Raw genomic sequence first — 15,107 nt, forward strand, 5'->3', positions numbered from 1 at the left:
CTGCATAGGCTGCTCCTCCGAATCGTGGGAGCCTCAAACGGCGCCCACTCCTTGGCACTCTCGTGCCCGTGGAGGAGCCGTCCACAGCATCACAACCGGACGTCAGATATCATGATAAAGAATTGGCTCCATGAGCGGCGCGGACTGGAGTGAGAGCATGAGCCTAAAGGTATTCTCCTCGGAGCTGAAAAAATTTCGGACCGAACATTCGGCCCCATCACCGGGTAGCACAACGGTAAACTACTCACCGTTGGCCAAGGCGTCCCCAACTTTCTCGATACCGCTTCGAGCAGTGGAGAAATCGCTATTTGAGCAATTGCTCTTATTCGACACCGTTCAGCTAAGTGTAACTGGCGCGAATGTCATCGCTCCACTGCTCTGCAATCGTATGGGAATGAAGGTGTTCGAGGAACTTCTGGAACAAGATGCGATAATGTTCGTGCAGTGGGAGCCTGAGCCGATGATGGCTCACGATGGCAAACAGATCACGGCTGCGTTCGTGGGTAGGGTAGATGATGGCGGCCCGATTGATATCGAAAAGCGGATTGACCAAGGTTTTCTTCTTGAGCACGCGGGCTCCCCGACTCATCGCAACCCGTCAGGAGGCGGCGAAGTTGCTCTGGATGTGCTGGCGATATCGAGAGACGCAGACGATCCATGTGGGACCGTTGAAGGGACAGAAGATCGAAACCGACAAGAGGCCCCTAAGACACGTTGCTAGGTTCATTTTGATTGGTCTCTACACGGGCACCAGGGCGGGGGCTATCGCAAGCGCCTCGCCGTTCCGTGCGCCGGGAAAGTCTTTCGTCGACTTGGACGGCGGCATCTTCTATCGGCTGGCGATTGGCAGGCGCGCGACCACCAAGCATCAAACGCCGGTGCCGCTACCGAGCCGCCTGCTGGGCGCATCTACGTCGGTGGTCCCGCCTGGGCATTTCCAAGAGCCACTTTGTGGAGTGGAACGGTCGACCGTTGTAACGCGCTAACTCTTAGCGGTTAGCGACGCGTACTCTAGATGCGTCGGAAAGTATGGATTGTGTCGGCTTTACCTCGGACCAAAAACGTAAATTGTTTGCCGACTGTATTTTGATCCAGGAGTATGGCGTACTTTGCCAAATTCGAACTGCGTCGGTGAGATTGTCCAAGACCAGATCGCCCTGGGTCGTGGATACGATAAGCACAAGATGCCCTATGCCGGACGGTGTCTTAACGACGGCCAGGCGTGCAGCGCCGGACGGTATTCCGTTCTCGACGAGCTGATGTCTTTTAGTTACGGCGTAGTCGTTGCAGTCTCCCGCGGTCGGAGCGATCGTCCATCCATCCTGGAGCGCGACGCCATAATCCTTGGCAATGGGAGAAATCAAAGTATTTACATCTCGATTGACGCGCTTCAGAACTTCGAGCGTCTTAGAGTTGAGCTCGATCTTGTCGCTTCCTGACGTGCCGGCGTCACATTCGCTCGGGTAGCGTATACAAAATCTGACATGTTGAAACGGAGCCAACGTCGGTTTTCCCTCCACAATCGGGGCAGCGGAAATCCAACCTGGCGGTAGCTGTTCTCGCGCTTGCAGGCCGGTGATCGAAAGAGCTGCGGCGATCGCGAAGAGAATCGACCTAAAAGGTAACACTATTGATGTCCGAGCATGTTAGGTGGCGACATAGCGCGCCGCCACTCGGAGCATCATGCAATTAGTGCGTTAATTCTTTCTTATCATTTGCCCAGCGCTATAGAAGCCACTAGGTGCCAGAGGGGATGACAAGTCCCAGCGGTATTGGCTGTATGAAGCATCTTTGCATTTCTCTATCTAAAAAGTTCTATCTGACAGAGGCGCATACGATCCTTGACTTGCGCTACCAAGTGCCCCGACGACCAGCGTCGGACTTCATTTTTGATAAGAGGGGTATGAAAACTAGAAGCACGCTCCAACGAAAGCGTCCTTGCTTCCGCTCGCCCTTAGCAAGCATTCTCGGAAAGCAATAACGCCGGTATTGTTACAATCAAAATCTTGGCGTCCAAAAGCATAGACCAGTTCGCAGCATAGAATGTATCGCAAGCAACTCGCTTGCTATAGGTAGTGCTGCTCCGGCCGCTCACCTGCCACAGGCCCGTAATTCCGGGTCGGCACGATAGGTACGCGCCCTGCGAGCCCTCGTACATCGCGAGTTCATCCCTTGTAACAGGTCGAGGGCCAACAATACTCATATCACCCTTGATGACATTGAAGAGCTGAGGCAACTCATCAAGACTTGATTTACGCAAGATACCGCCGATTAGGGTCACTCTGGGATCGCTACGCAGCTTCCGAGTGGCAGCCCATTCTGCAGCAGCAGCAGGATCGGCCTCAAGCAACTGACGCAAACACTCTTCAGCGTTTGTCACCATCGTACGGAATTTGAAGCAACCAAATTCACGCCCATTGAAGCCGATGCGCTTATGTCGAAAAATCACCGGGCCTGGAGAGCTCAGTACAGTTAGCAAGAAACAAAGCACAAACAGAGGGGCAAGGAACAATATTGCCGACGCAGCGATAACGATGTCTACCAGCCTTTTTGAGGTCATACCTATGGGGTGAGAAGGACTAACCGCAACAACTTTTAGATCGCCACCAATGTCCGCGAAACTACTCATCTCGCACTCCTTAATGCAACTTTAAACTAAAGATCCAAATTTACTTCGGCCTCTAACTCCTTTTTATCAATTAAAGGGGCAGTGCACAATTCAAGCAAGCCTCAATTGCTGGCACCTCGACCGTTAATATAAATCGCTAAGCATTTGGCGTTATTAACTATATTTTCTGTGCGATTTGTCTAGGCGGTTCGAGGCCAAAGTTTGTCTTTTTGTTGATCAGCTCAGGAGCCAAATTTAGACGGCCCCCCCCGCGAGCTCCATTTCGAATTACCGGAAGAAGAAGAACTGCCAATTCTCGCGAATATTGGATCAAACGACCAAACTAGGCATAATGAAGTGCACGCGGCGCAGCCCGTGTCGACGACGGTTCATGCGGCAGCTTTCCGGCGCAGGTGCTTGAGCTTGGCAAAGACCTGCTCAATCGGGTTCAGGTCAGTCGAGTATCTTGGAAGAAGAGTTTGGCGCCGACCGAACGGATGAGTTGGCGCACTGCTTTGCCGCCCTCAATCGCGGCTACGACACGCTTACGGAGCTCCAGAGAATAGGGCTTTCTCATCCATGCTGGCCTCCCATCCAGCCAGCATGGTGATCAGAGATACCCTGATTATGGAATCCAAACCAATTCAGACTAACCCATCCAGTTTTAGCTAGCGCGATATTGGCTGCTGCCCTTGTCCAGCAAACCAGACCAGCACTGGAGCTAACTTCTTCTCGATGGCTGGTTGACTAGATCAAGACTTTTCAACGAACGAAGCAGGCGCTCTCGTTCGACCTGCGTCGCTTCTTGAAGTTCGATCATAAGCATAGCCCGCATAGAATCAGACGCGACCAAATAAGATCGGGCGGCTTCGTCGAAGAGGCCGTTGTGGACGAGAAGTCTAAACTCGCTCGCAGCTCTTGCACGTGTTTGCGGAGGCGCCTCATCCAAGAACGGCATTGCTGCCAATAAGCGACGAATCGCTATCCATACTTCATTGGGCGAGGTGTCGTATGACGTGTCTAGAAATTGAAACGTTCTAACGTCAAGTTGGCCGTGGATGATGCGGAGATTAAACGCGACCAGCCAGGCAAACGAATCGCGAGGATTACAGCGGAGAATCTGCTCGACGCGCAACTCAAGTGCATGAACGTGCGAGTCGAACTCAGCCGCTGCCCCTCTTTTGAGTGAGAGTTCAACGAGGGGAATCTCGGCGAGCATTAACGCGCGCTGAGCGTAAGTATCGCACGGGTCAAGGTTGAGTGCAGCTTGATCACTCAACATGCTTGCTAGACTAGCGCTACTATATTGCTCGTAGCTCAGCAGCTCGGCGGCAACGCTTCGAAAGCGGTCAACCGCTAAACTTTTTGGAAGCGTCCGAGCAGCCCAAAAGAAAGCGCTAGCACAGATTGCTAGAATAGCTACCCTTCGAGCGTACAGTTCTGATCGTGTCTGAAGTTCGACGTCTCGCGCCAAATCTAGGACGCTCCGGTCGTCACATCGTTCGTGTAGTAGTTGTACTGCCGATCCGAATATCCTTCGAACCTGCGCATGACGACCTCATCCGCCTTATTTAAGACCGCTCCAAGAAGTCGCTCTGCAACCACTGGAGAAGTGTTCACAGCTTTGACAATCTCATCAGTTGACGTGCTGCCCCATTCGACAACCAAAACAAACGCATCGAAAAGCTCTGCGGCTGCTTTGACGTCGACTACAGGCAGAATTGGCGGAAGATCGACCAAAACATAATCGTACTCAGTTTCGGCAGATTTGAGCATTTCCTTTACATTGGGCGCGGTCAGAATATCCGAACTGTTCGATGGCTTGATCTGTGTTGATGCAGGCAAGAAATCGAACTTAAATTTAGAATCGGTTATGACAAGATTGGAGAACTCGGATTTCTCGGCAACCATATTGAGTAGGCCCGGCGCACCAGCATAGCCCAGCGCTCTTGTCATGGAAGGGTTTCTGAGGTCTGCGTCGATCACTAATGTACGCGCGCCGCCTTTTGCAACGAATGCAGCAAACGCTGCTGCGACGGTCGTTTTTCCCTCACCGGGCAGTGCCGATACGATTCCGATGACTTTGCCCCCCGAGGGGTGGAGGTCTATTGCGACTTTGATATATCGAAGCGCCTCCGCCGTTGCAGAGAAAGGAGCGACCTCACTGATCTGACGGAACGCAGATCTTTCAGTTGATGGATGTCTCGTCGTTCTAAGTGCTGGTTTCTTGGGCACCGTCACCGCAGGTATAACAGCTAAGCATGTTGTACCGAGAAGTCCCTCAAGCTGAGCGCGAGTGTGGATCTGGCGGCTCATTTGCTCGCGTGCGAAGGCAATGGCGGTCCCCAAAAGGAGGCCGCAAAGAGTCGCGAGCGCAATGGAAAGACCGATTTTGGGCGAGCTGGGCGTCCGAGGTTGCGATGCTTCGCTTACGACCCGAGCTTCGGTCGACGGAAACGATTGTTGCTGAACGGATTGAGTGAAGCGAGAAAGAAAAGTTTCGTAAATCCCGCGGTACGTCGTCGCTGCGGTTTCGAGTTCGCGCAAGCGAACCTGGGATTGCCTCGCGGATCCAGATTTTTCGAATACCTCGATCATTCTCTTGTCGATAGAGTCTTCTTGGCTCTTTGCGATCTGGAGCTCACTCTTATAACTCTCAGCGATGCGAGCAATCTCATCCCAAATGGCCCGCTGAAGCGCCGCCATTTCTGAGCGAAGGTTCCGTGCTGCTTGGTGGTCTGCCCCGTAGCGGGCGCTCCATTCGGACTCCTTGTTTTGGTCATCAAGGAATTGCTGCCGGAGCTTAGTGATTACTGGATTGCTCAGAGCATCGGTCACTACCGGATCAGGAATTTTGAGATTGTCAGTCGTCGGCCTTTGCTCGAGCACGCGAGAGATGCGATCCAATTTTGCACGCGCCTGACTGGTGTCGGCACGAGCTTTTGCCAATGCTATGCCGAGTTGGTCCAGCTCAACCTCGCTCGCAAGTTTGCCATCCACTCCAATGATGATGTTGTTCTCCGCCTTAAAGTCTTGGACAGCTTTATAGGCCTTGCTTGCCTGCTCGCGTAATTCTCCGATTCTCTCCTCCAGCCAGACGCTAGCCCGGCGAGTGGCTTCAAATTTGGCTTGAAGCTGGTCCTCGATATATGCATTCGCAAATGCATTCGCGATAGTTGCGGCCTTGTTCGGATCGAGCGAAGTGTAAGAGATCTGCTGGATGTAGCTTCGTCCGAGACGGGTCACTCGCAAATTGTCTCTAACGGTCGCTATCACGCGCCGCATGCGCTCGTTCTCGGTGATTTCGGGAGTTTTACTCACGGGTATTTTGAGTAAAACTCGAACGCGGTGCATAATTCCATCGCTCATCCCGACAAATTCGGGGTCACTGTCAAGGTGCAGCCGGCGAATGACCGTTGTGACGACCTTCTCCGACTTTGTGGTCTCGATTTCACTTTCAACTTGCGCGTCGTCCACCGAGCGATTTTCGGACGCCATTTCGGATTGGGTCCACGTCACTCGTTTTGTGTCGATGATCATATCGGCTTGCGCCGTATATCTGAACGGCGAGAGGGCGATGTATGTGGCACCGAGAACGATACAGAAAACCGTAATAGTGATAATAAGGCGCCACTGTCGACTTAGAAAGTCGCGAATATGAGATAGAGATATTGTCCCGGCAGGCGGGGCAGTGTCGGGCGCCGAGGCGTAAGGCGAAAACTGGCCCGCAATATTCATCTAAACATCCTTCAAGCGGACCAACCCGCATTGATTGGGAATAGCTCAACGTGTTGGACTAACAATGGTCGCTGCAGTCGTCGACTTTGTCGCATTGCCTGTTGTGACGTTGGCGATGCCCGTTGAGATTTGTACCAACGACGAGACAGCGCCGCCCTTGCTTGACGAGGCCAGTCGGGCTGCCGCATTCGGATTGACAATCACCACGCTTCCAGCCGAACTATTTGCATTGGAGGCGGCCGCTTCTGTCGCCGCAGTTGAGAGGTCACCCGCAACAGCCGCAAACGATGCTTGAAACTGTCCATCCTCAAAGCTCGCGACAGCTTGTTGAATGAGAAGTGCAGCTTGCTGATCAGTACCAACGCAAGCCGCTGCTGCCTGCGCCAACCCGGCTGCGATCGCAGTTCGAAATCGCGGCATCGCCTCGCGAGCCAATTCAACAAGCTCGATTGCGAGCGAAGCATCTGTTCCCGAAAGGTCTCGGGTTGTCGCCTCCAGCGTGCGCGCGTCCATATCCGCCAGAACGACAGCTTTAGGGTCGGCTTTAAACTGAGTGATCGCTTCTTGTGGGATCGGCGGTGAAAGGCATGCCGATTGCGCATCATTAGTGGCCATCACAAACAACGGCAAAAAGCACAAGGATATCGCTTTTGCTTTCATGGAAGTCACGCAACTATCTGTTTCCGGGGACTTATTCTCCCTTAATACCACCTATAGCACTGGCGGCAGCCTTATCAATCGGCCTTTTTGGCATATGGTTGACTGTAAAGAGGCGGGCTCTTCATCTCTTACTGTAAGTACTTGATTTAAAACAGCTGTTTTCTATTCGCTTGTCCCGCCCGTTTAATCCAGCGCAGCTCGCGCTAGTCTTGCTGCGTCATGGGCGCCGACGTTCATTTGATGCTGCACTGGCGCCGCAGCATGGACATCGTGGCCATGTTTTGATGAGCGCCTGGATCAAGCGGGCACGCATCGTTGCAAGCGAATTCGGGATGTGGCGCTCAGGCCGCGCGAGCGGAGCCTCTGGGTCGATAATCGGCGGGCAAGCGAGATCCCGGGATTGGCGTGGCGGACCGAGGTCCAAAGGGGAAACCTCGCCTGCTCGGCGATCAGGAAGCTGTAGGCTGCGATGCACTGAGTGGCGTGACGATGGAAGCCGCGCCAGCCGCGTCCTTCGTCGTGACCAAGCCCGCCCCCCTGCTTGAGCTCCTGATAGTCGCCCTCGTTGCCCCAACGCAGCCTGGCGAGGTCGACGAGCCGCTCGAAGCTGATGGTCTCCGGCAGCGTGGCGAGCCAGTATTTGGTCGGCTCTGCTCCTTCAGGCCATTCGATCAACGGCCACTCCGGCAACAGCTTCTCGGGGACCGGCTTGATGTACCCGACACGGACGCGCGCACGTGCAAAGCGCGAGGACAGCCAGTCGGCTGAGCCTTTCCGCCACGTCACCGTGCGCCAGGCCCGCCTCGGTAGAGCAAGCATCATTTCCTTGGCCGAGACCGGATCGGGCTCGTCGCGTCGGCCGGAATTGTTCAGCGGCCTGTCCTGGCGCCGTGGCCGGTACCGGTCGCCAAATCAAGGTGTTCGGCAAGGCCACATAGAGCACGCCCAAGGCAGTCATGCCCGCGCGTAGCCGCGAGCCATTGCCGTAGGCCGTATCCATCAATCAAGCGCCACGCGGCAAGCCGGCTTCGTAAGCCCAGCGTATCTGTTCCTGCGCGATCTCCGGCTTGGTCCTGAACTTGATCTCCTTCGGAGCACCCGCCTTCTTCCGGCGTGCGCGATCCTTGGTCCAGGATTCCGGTAGGTACGCCGATAAGCCACCGGAAGGCTTGCGGCATGGTTTGCGATCGACAAGGACACCGCCAATCGGCAGTTGGCCTGCTTGCCGAGTTGACCGCAATATTGGTGCTGCACCCCGACAGAGTGCTTGCCTTGCTTGGGGAACGACGTGTCGTCGATGATCCACGCCTCGATCGGCCCGTCCTTCTCGACCGCCGGTAACACCATCTCCCGCACCTTGGCCAGCACGTCTTCGTCCGACCAGGTCGCATTCCCGACAAGAATGCAGCAATGATTGATGCTGTGCCGCGGTCCACGCCGGAGCCGTCCGCGCCGCCGGTCTTGACCGATTACGCTTCCGAGCCCTGCTACATACGTTGCAAACCGTGCCTCGCTGTCACCACTCCGATGGAGATCCATCTGGCCCTCCAACGTGCTAAATCTTGAATTTCTTCAAATATTTGATCCTCTGCCCGGCGGGGGATGACAGAATGACTGAGTAAGACTAGAACGATCTCCGTAGATCGGCGATTTGAAACTGTTTGTCCGATACAATTGATGCCAGATCGAACTTGGGCGAGGAACAACGACCGGCAAGTAAACTCGGAGTCTCAATTGGTCATATGATGTCTCGCCCTCTAAATCTGACCAGATTTCCGATTCTCGTTAAACGACTAGCCTCGCTCCCAGAGGATCTTCGAATCTATGCCTTTGGAGATATTCATGGTCGATGCGATCTACTCGATAGATGTCTGTCGAAAGTTGACCGAGACTTGAGTGAACGTCCCACGCGTCACCAATTGCTGGTTTTTCTCGGAGACTATATCGATCGTGGATCCCAATCGCGAGAAACAGTAAGCCGGCTTGTCGAAACAGCGGCTAAGTATGAGTGCGTGTTCTTGAAGGGAAATCATGAGCACATCGCGATGCGCTCATTGACCGATTTATCTGTTATGCCAAATTGGTTGCGTCTCGGGGGGCTCGAGACCTTACAATCTTACGGTGTCACTCCCGTTATCAGTCCTGATCGGCGTGATGCTGTCGCGATTCAGATCGCTTTCCAGAATGCTCTGCCATCGTCGCATTTTCGCTTCTTCGGGGGACTAAAAAATCAATTCGTCTGTCATGATATGTTTTTTGTACATGCGGGCATCCGACCAGCTATTGATCTGTCAGCACAGCGAGAAGAGGATCTGCTCTGGATCCGCGATGAATTTCTCCGTTCGAACCGCGACTTTGGCAAAATCGTTGTTCATGGTCACACGCCGACGGTTTGCGTCGACGTCCAGCCCAATAGAATAAACATCGACACAGGCGCATACAGTTCTGGCCGATTGACTTGCCTAGTACTAGAGCATGACCAGATATCGATTATTGATACGGACACACCCTAACTTGGGCGATGCGTAGAACGTCTGGTGCCAGTTACTTGATCTATGCTCATCCGCATTTTTTCCATGAAGAGTTCGCGGCTGAAGTTTCGAGCGTGAGCGGCGATTTTTTTAGAATCGACGTCTTGGTCTCGAAAGTCTTCTACCGCTGCAATTATTGCTTCCTCGGATTGTTGCGTAAAAAAGGCCCCTGATGTGCCCTCCACGATCGTTTCGAGTGCGCCTCCGCGCGCGTAAGCGAGTACTGGGCGTCCACTGGCCATTGCTTCGACGGGGACCATACCAAAATCCTCTTCGCCTGGGAAAATAAGGGCGCGGCATTTTGCATAGTGCTCTCGCAAAACGTCGAAGGGTTGCTGGCCGAGAACCGTCACTGTCGGGCCTGCGAGACGGCGAATTTCATTTAGCATTTCGCCTCCCCCAATGACTACGAGCTTGCGCCCCATCCTATTGAATGCGCGCACGGCTAAGTCGGGCCGCTTGTACGAAACAAGCTCGCCCACCATCAAATAATAGTCCTCCAAGGAGCCAGCCGGCGCGATCGAAAATGCATCAATGTCTACCGGAGGGTAGATCACTTCAGAATTGATCCCATAATATCTTTTAATTCGTGACGCTACTGCCTGCGAGTTCGCAATAAAACGATCCACTCGCACCGATGAGGAGACGTCCCAAAGCCGCAAGTAGTGCGCCAGCGGGGGCATCATCAAGCGGGTGATCAATCCAGCATTGGCTCTATAATCAGCGTACATATTCCAGATATAGCGCATTGGCGTATGGCAATAGCAGATGTGGAAGGCGTCGGGTGCTGCTATCACTCCCTTGGCGGGGCCGGACTCACTGCTCAAGACCAAGTCGTAACCGCTCAAATCAAGCTGCTCGAGCGCAAGCGGCATTAAGGGGAGGTAAGTCTTGTACATCTTTGAGGCGCGCGGCAATGAGTTGATAAAAGTGGGAACAATCCTATGCCGACGAATTTTTTCTGAGACCATCTCGGGTACATATACATGGGTGAAGATATCGGCTTCGGGGTACATGTCACAGAGAGCTTCAACGACTTTCTCGCCTCCGCGCATGCCCACCAACCAATAATGTACGATAGCAACCTTCATGCTGAGGCAATCCAAATTGTAGGCAAACTGTTTTCTGAAGATTTCGCGTTCTAGATCTAAAACGCCAGATACGATAGCTAGCTCGTCAATCTAGTGGAAAGATCGCTGGAATGCTTCGACGTCCTTCTAAAGTCTGCCGGTAAACTTAATTTCACATGTTCAAGCTTAACCGTCACTCTCAACAAGCGATGTGTTATGAGATTCTGAGTCCTGCCAGCGAAGTAGCACGGTCGTGAAGTCGTTCCGGCCCAATTTGACCGTCCGCGCCTCGAAAGCTATTCGTACATCATTCGCTAACTCGTCAATTTGTCTAGTTTCTCGTGTAGGTTAAATCCATGCTTGGCAGGGTGCAATCGATCGATCTGCTCAGGTGTGGTGCAATGAGCATGGTTATTGCGCAACACTGCGGGCTGCTTCCGAGTGGATGGACCGGAGTTTGGCTGTTCTATGTAATTTCCGGCTTTGTCATTTCTCGAAACCTCATTTGCGAAAAAGTCGAATTCAGGCCGCCGGTCTGGGCTCATTATAGTTCATTCGTTGTCCGGAGAGCGTTTCGGATCATTCCATTATATGCGGCATACATCCTCCTCGGCCTTGTTGTTGTTTGGATCACCAAATGGCCCAGACCGTGGCAGGAGCTGCCTTATCTCTACACGTTCACCTACAACTGGCGGATGATCTTCACAGACGTTCCGCAGTTCCCAGGTTTCGGCCATCTTTGGACGATCAGCGTCGAGGAGCAATTTTACGTTCTTTTCCCGATTCTAATCCTGCTCTGCCAAAGAAAGCAGGCGATCTTAGGTCTGATGTTAATCGTCATCTCTGGACCCTTACTGAGATGGCTAATGGCAGGTCTCGTGGTGGCGTATCCATGGACATCCGAAAAGATGGCGTTTAGCATCTATGCTTCATCCTGCGGGCACTTCGATGCGTTTGCGCTCGGGGCGATCCTCGCTTACTTTGAGGACGATATTCGGTCGCACCCGAGCAGGTCCAACCGGATTGCCTTCTTTGCTTTTGCAAGTTTGATTTTTTACTTCGTCACGTATGTTCTAGTTAATGTCTCAAACGGGGCGAGCGGCATTGACGTTTTTCGAAACGTGTTTTCTGGTATTTTGTTTGGTGAAGGACGGGAAGTATTCGTCTACGCCGCAATAGACGTTGCGGCCGCAGCTTGCGTTATTGGTGCTATTTCAGGCTGGCGCGTGTTTAAAATAGTAGATCATCGCGCATTGGTTGCTGTTGGTCGAGCCTCTTATGGAGGCTATTTGTTTCACGCTTTGATAATCTTTGTCTCCGCCGAAGCCATAGGTACCGTTCCAGAACAAATGTCGCTGCCGGGGCGTCTGTCTCTCTTTCTATTCGTCTGGTGCTGTTCCGTCGCACTGGCACAAGCCTCCTACGCCACGTGGGAGCGCTCTTTGATCCGACTCGGACACAGCATAAGTTCTTCCTTGATGTCGAAGAAAAGCTAGAACAATTCTATGACCGTGCTCTTATGCTAATTGCTAAGTCGCCCACGTGAGCGTGGACACAAGCTCGCTCCTCACTTGGGTGAGGATATGTATCAACAACGGATTGCGGCAATCTGCCGCGGGAGGCTTTGCGGTTCCAGGGATGTCCATGACTGACTGAGCGCTCGCCGCGTACTAGAAGATGCCCGGTCAATCATAAACTCGGTCTGCGATTGCGCAGAAAAGTGCCTAAGTGCTGGATTGAAACCAAGCTGCGATACAAATGGCGAGCAGGATCTTGCACCAGCGAGACTCAGGTGAAAACCCAGAGCAATGGACCTTGCTGACATCAGCTAGCCATCCGAATTGACTCAGCAGCTTTGCCGTATGCCGCGCAAAATCTACGAAGACCGCGGCTTAGCTCTACAGATTAGTCCGGCGCCATATCAAAGCACTTTGATCAGTATGCCAGCGACCACTGTTGCGAACACACGTTGGAAAGGGCCTCGCTTCAAACCCTCTCGCGCCCGCAATCCCGAACCCTGGATGCGATTGGCCATATGAGTGTGCCCGGACACGATTCAGATTTTTGCCGACGCTGCGATTAGGATAATCGGCCTTTAGCGGAGCTGACACCCCAGAAACCGCGGTCAGTCAAGGCGCCATCCGCGGTCACTCGATGAGTCCTGTCCGCGACAATGCCCGTACAGCGCTATCGTCGGTAAAGCCGTTGGCCAGCGCTGGCGGCCGATGTCACCACCGGCGGCGCGCAGTAGAGTGCGTTCCATGAAAGCCCAACGGATGTAGATATCTTGACCGAAGCACCCGCGGACGCATCTGTGCACGCCAAACAAACCAAGATAAAACGATAAGATCGTGATCCAGGAAACATATGAGAGGCAATCAACGATGCGAGCGCCTTTGCCGATCGGGGCTGGAATTTTGGTTTTGATGTCCTTGGCAGCCTATCTATTTAACCCTTTCAATACGAGGGTCGCAGACGCAGAGCCTAGGTCTTTGGGGCCGGCCATCAGCTGCAGTAATTTTTTGAATTCTCTGGGCGTCAATACGCACGTCAGCCAAGGCTATAATCCAGGTTCATATGTTTTGCCGTTGCGATATCTCGGGGTTCGAAATATCCGTGACAGCGGGCTCAATCTACCAGGTCTTATGTTGCTGCATAATCAAACTGGCGTTCGAATAGACTTGCTCGGCTTCGATGTGACTAACCTGATCGCGGCGGCCAAAATTCTGGCTCGGGCCGGCGCTTTGCTTTCCATTGAAGGGCCAAACGAGCCCAACAATTTTCCGATAACTTATGGTGGGGTGCAAGGAGGTGGAACGTCCATGAGCTGGCTACCTGTGGCCAACCTGCAGCGGGATATTTTTGCTGCGGTCAAGCAAGACCCAGAGCTTCAAAAATATCCCGTCTTTCACGTATCCGAAGGGGGCGCGGAAACGGACAATGTCGGATTGCAATTTCTTGCTATTCCTAAGGGCGCCACAACTTTGCTCCCTGCAGGGACTGAGTTTGCGGATTATGCAAACGTGCACAATTATGTAAGTGCCAACGGAGTGCTAGAGGATAACCAAGCTTGGCAGGCTGCTGATCCAACCCTTAATAGTCGATGGGATGGCTTGTTCGGTGAGTACGGGGTTACGTGGAAAAAGCGCTATCAGGGATATTCTCGGGCTGATTTGCTTACTCTGCCTCGAGTGACGACAGAGACCGGCTGGGATGCTCCCGACCCAACAAGCGAGGATGTTCAGGGCAAGACGCTCGTAAACACCTATCTTGCACAGTTTAAGCGCGGCTGGAGCTATACATTTATCTATCAGCTAGGCGAGGGCGAGGGCGGTGGCGGTAGCCAAGGGCTATTTCATGCCAACTGGACACCAAAGCTTGCCGCCAAATACATCCACAATCTGACTTCGATATTGGCTGACGATAGCGATGTCCTAAATCCGCAGACGCTGGACTATGTCCTTGTGAATGCATCGTCAACCGTGCATGATTTGCTACTACAGAAGAGCGGTGGTATTTTTGAGTTGGTTGTATGGGGTGAGAGCGTTGCTACGTCTGCTGACGTAACAATCAATTTCGGAAAGAAACACGCCAAGGTTCGGCTCTTTGACACCACCATCTCGAGCGCTCCAATAAACTCCTGGGCGGATGTCGCTAGCGTAACTCTGCCCATCGGAGATCATGCCATGGTCATCGAAATCCAATGACCGCATCGACGCCACCAGCAGAGCGCCTATCTCTTCTGAGCGAAATCGAGTTCGTCATCCAATAGAGTTTTCCATGACTTGCGAAAATTCTCGATTGAAAACTGACGCTGATGATCACGAATGTTAGTCAACCGGGCTTCTCTCTCGCTTGGTTCCATTGCGATAGCCTCGCGCAATACTTTTGCGATATCATCCACAGAGTGAGGATCAACTAAGAGTCCTGATGGCCCTACAATCTCTTCAAGAACGGTACCTTTGCTGACAATTGGGAGTAAATTTGCACTCGGTGCTTCAAGCGCGGGCACACCGAAGCCCTCCACAAGACTGGGAAATAATAGGACGCTCGCGTCGGCGTAAAGTCCCGCTAATGCAGAATCGTCGACGTAACCCAAGTGCGATACGTTTTCCGTTGCCGCAATAACCGGAAGTAGATCAGCAGATAGGTTGCCTCGAGGCCCAGCAATGACAAGTTCATAGTCATTGGCAGCAAGTTCGCTTGCTTCAAAAGCTGCGATCGCCGCGCGAAAATTTTTCCGTCTTTCCAGTCCGCCCACCATCAGAACGAACGGCTTTTCCCGCCCAGAGCTCGGCAAAGTGACTGATAGGGAAGATCTGTGATAAAGAGGAATGACCCTAGTAAATCTATAACGCCCTGGATACCGCTCCAAATATGCACGTCTTGTAAAATCACTAACAAAAACGATACCGGGGCCGGAAACCTGAATTCGTTTGTATGCGCGATCATAAACTTCTCCAGCTGTTGGATCATAATATTCCGGGTTAGTCACTGGTG

Annotated in this window: 11 protein-coding genes and 1 pseudogene; 4 read left to right on the forward strand and 8 right to left on the reverse strand. The window is 52.9% G+C overall.

Annotated features, from left to right (window positions below):
- Positions 1-157 precede the first annotated feature (157 nt).
- Entirely contained in the window at positions 158-721 is a 564-nt protein-coding gene (locus tag M2427_RS42170) for a hypothetical protein (RefSeq protein WP_348521968.1), read from the forward strand.
- A 268-nt stretch (positions 722-989) separates the two neighbouring features.
- On the opposite strand, the gene M2427_RS36670 is transcribed toward M2427_RS42170, so the two are convergent.
- The 6 genes and pseudogenes from M2427_RS36670 to M2427_RS36695 form a co-directional block, all read right to left on the reverse strand.
- A complete protein-coding gene (locus M2427_RS36670) occupies positions 990-1,628 on the reverse strand; it encodes a transglutaminase-like cysteine peptidase (protein WP_280711677.1) in 639 nt (212 codons plus the stop codon).
- A gap of 326 nt (positions 1,629-1,954) precedes the next feature.
- Positions 1,955-2,629, reverse strand: coding sequence for a sugar transferase (locus M2427_RS36675; RefSeq protein WP_280711678.1), 675 nt, complete (start codon positions 2,627-2,629; stop codon positions 1,955-1,957).
- Positions 2,630-3,329: 700 nt separating this feature from the next.
- Entirely contained in the window at positions 3,330-3,887 is a 558-nt protein-coding gene (locus tag M2427_RS36680) for a hypothetical protein (RefSeq protein ID WP_280711679.1), read from the reverse strand.
- 197 nt (positions 3,888-4,084) lie between these two features.
- Complete coding sequence (locus M2427_RS36685) at positions 4,085-6,346, reverse strand: polysaccharide biosynthesis tyrosine autokinase (RefSeq protein WP_280711680.1); 2,262 nt, start codon at positions 6,344-6,346, stop codon at positions 4,085-4,087.
- Positions 6,347-6,391: 45 nt separating this feature from the next.
- Positions 6,392-7,006, reverse strand: a complete 615-nt coding sequence (locus M2427_RS36690; protein WP_280711681.1) for a hypothetical protein — start codon at positions 7,004-7,006, stop codon at positions 6,392-6,394.
- Between the two features lie 341 nt (positions 7,007-7,347).
- Positions 7,348-8,545 (reverse strand): annotated as a pseudogene (locus M2427_RS36695) (IS701 family transposase).
- A gap of 206 nt (positions 8,546-8,751) precedes the next feature.
- Between M2427_RS36695 and M2427_RS36700 the strand changes: the two are divergent.
- Positions 8,752-9,519 carry a metallophosphoesterase family protein gene (locus M2427_RS36700; protein WP_280711723.1) on the forward strand — a complete coding sequence of 256 codons (768 nt, stop codon included), beginning with the start codon at positions 8,752-8,754 and terminating at the stop codon, positions 9,517-9,519.
- Here M2427_RS36700 and M2427_RS36705 read toward each other — a convergent pair.
- Positions 9,516-10,628 (reverse strand): glycosyltransferase, encoded by a 1,113-nt coding sequence (locus M2427_RS36705; RefSeq protein ID WP_280711682.1) that lies wholly within the window; start codon positions 10,626-10,628, stop codon positions 9,516-9,518. The two genes, M2427_RS36700 and M2427_RS36705, sit on opposite strands and share 4 nt — an antisense overlap.
- A 335-nt stretch (positions 10,629-10,963) precedes the next feature.
- Here M2427_RS36705 and M2427_RS36710 point away from each other — a divergent pair, with 335 nt between their 5' ends.
- Positions 10,964-12,103 carry an acyltransferase gene (locus M2427_RS36710; RefSeq protein WP_280711683.1) on the forward strand — a complete coding sequence of 380 codons (1,140 nt, stop codon included), beginning with the start codon at positions 10,964-10,966 and terminating at the stop codon, positions 12,101-12,103.
- Positions 12,104-12,958: 855 nt separating this feature from the next.
- Positions 12,959-14,314 carry a glycosyl hydrolase gene (locus M2427_RS36715; protein ID WP_280711684.1) on the forward strand — a complete coding sequence of 452 codons (1,356 nt, stop codon included), beginning with the start codon at positions 12,959-12,961 and terminating at the stop codon, positions 14,312-14,314.
- A gap of 26 nt (positions 14,315-14,340) precedes the next feature.
- Here the strand turns inward: M2427_RS36715 and M2427_RS36720 are convergent, their stop codons facing one another.
- Positions 14,341-15,102 (reverse strand): glycosyltransferase family 1 protein, encoded by a 762-nt coding sequence (locus M2427_RS36720; protein WP_280711685.1) that lies wholly within the window; start codon positions 15,100-15,102, stop codon positions 14,341-14,343.
- Between the last annotated feature and the right edge of the window lie 5 nt (positions 15,103-15,107).

This window comes from Bradyrhizobium sp. BR13661 (assembly GCF_029892425.1).
GTDB lineage: Bacteria > Pseudomonadota > Alphaproteobacteria > Rhizobiales > Xanthobacteraceae > Bradyrhizobium.

Coding starts and splice junctions, on each gene's coding strand:
- M2427_RS36700 (WP_280711723.1), top strand. CDS start 8,752: ATGTCTCGCCCTCTAAATCTGACCAGATTTCCGATTCTCGTTAAACGA.
- M2427_RS36705 (WP_280711682.1), bottom strand. CDS start 10,628: ATGAAGGTTGCTATCGTACATTATTGGTTGGTGGGCATGCGCGGAGGC.
- M2427_RS36690 (WP_280711681.1), bottom strand. CDS start 7,006: ATGAAAGCAAAAGCGATATCCTTGTGCTTTTTGCCGTTGTTTGTGATG.
- M2427_RS36675 (WP_280711678.1), bottom strand. CDS start 2,629: ATGAGTAGTTTCGCGGACATTGGTGGCGATCTAAAAGTTGTTGCGGTT.
- M2427_RS36685 (WP_280711680.1), bottom strand. CDS start 6,346: ATGAATATTGCGGGCCAGTTTTCGCCTTACGCCTCGGCGCCCGACACT.
- M2427_RS42170 (WP_348521968.1), top strand. CDS start 158: ATGAGCCTAAAGGTATTCTCCTCGGAGCTGAAAAAATTTCGGACCGAA.
- M2427_RS36710 (WP_280711683.1), top strand. CDS start 10,964: ATGCTTGGCAGGGTGCAATCGATCGATCTGCTCAGGTGTGGTGCAATG.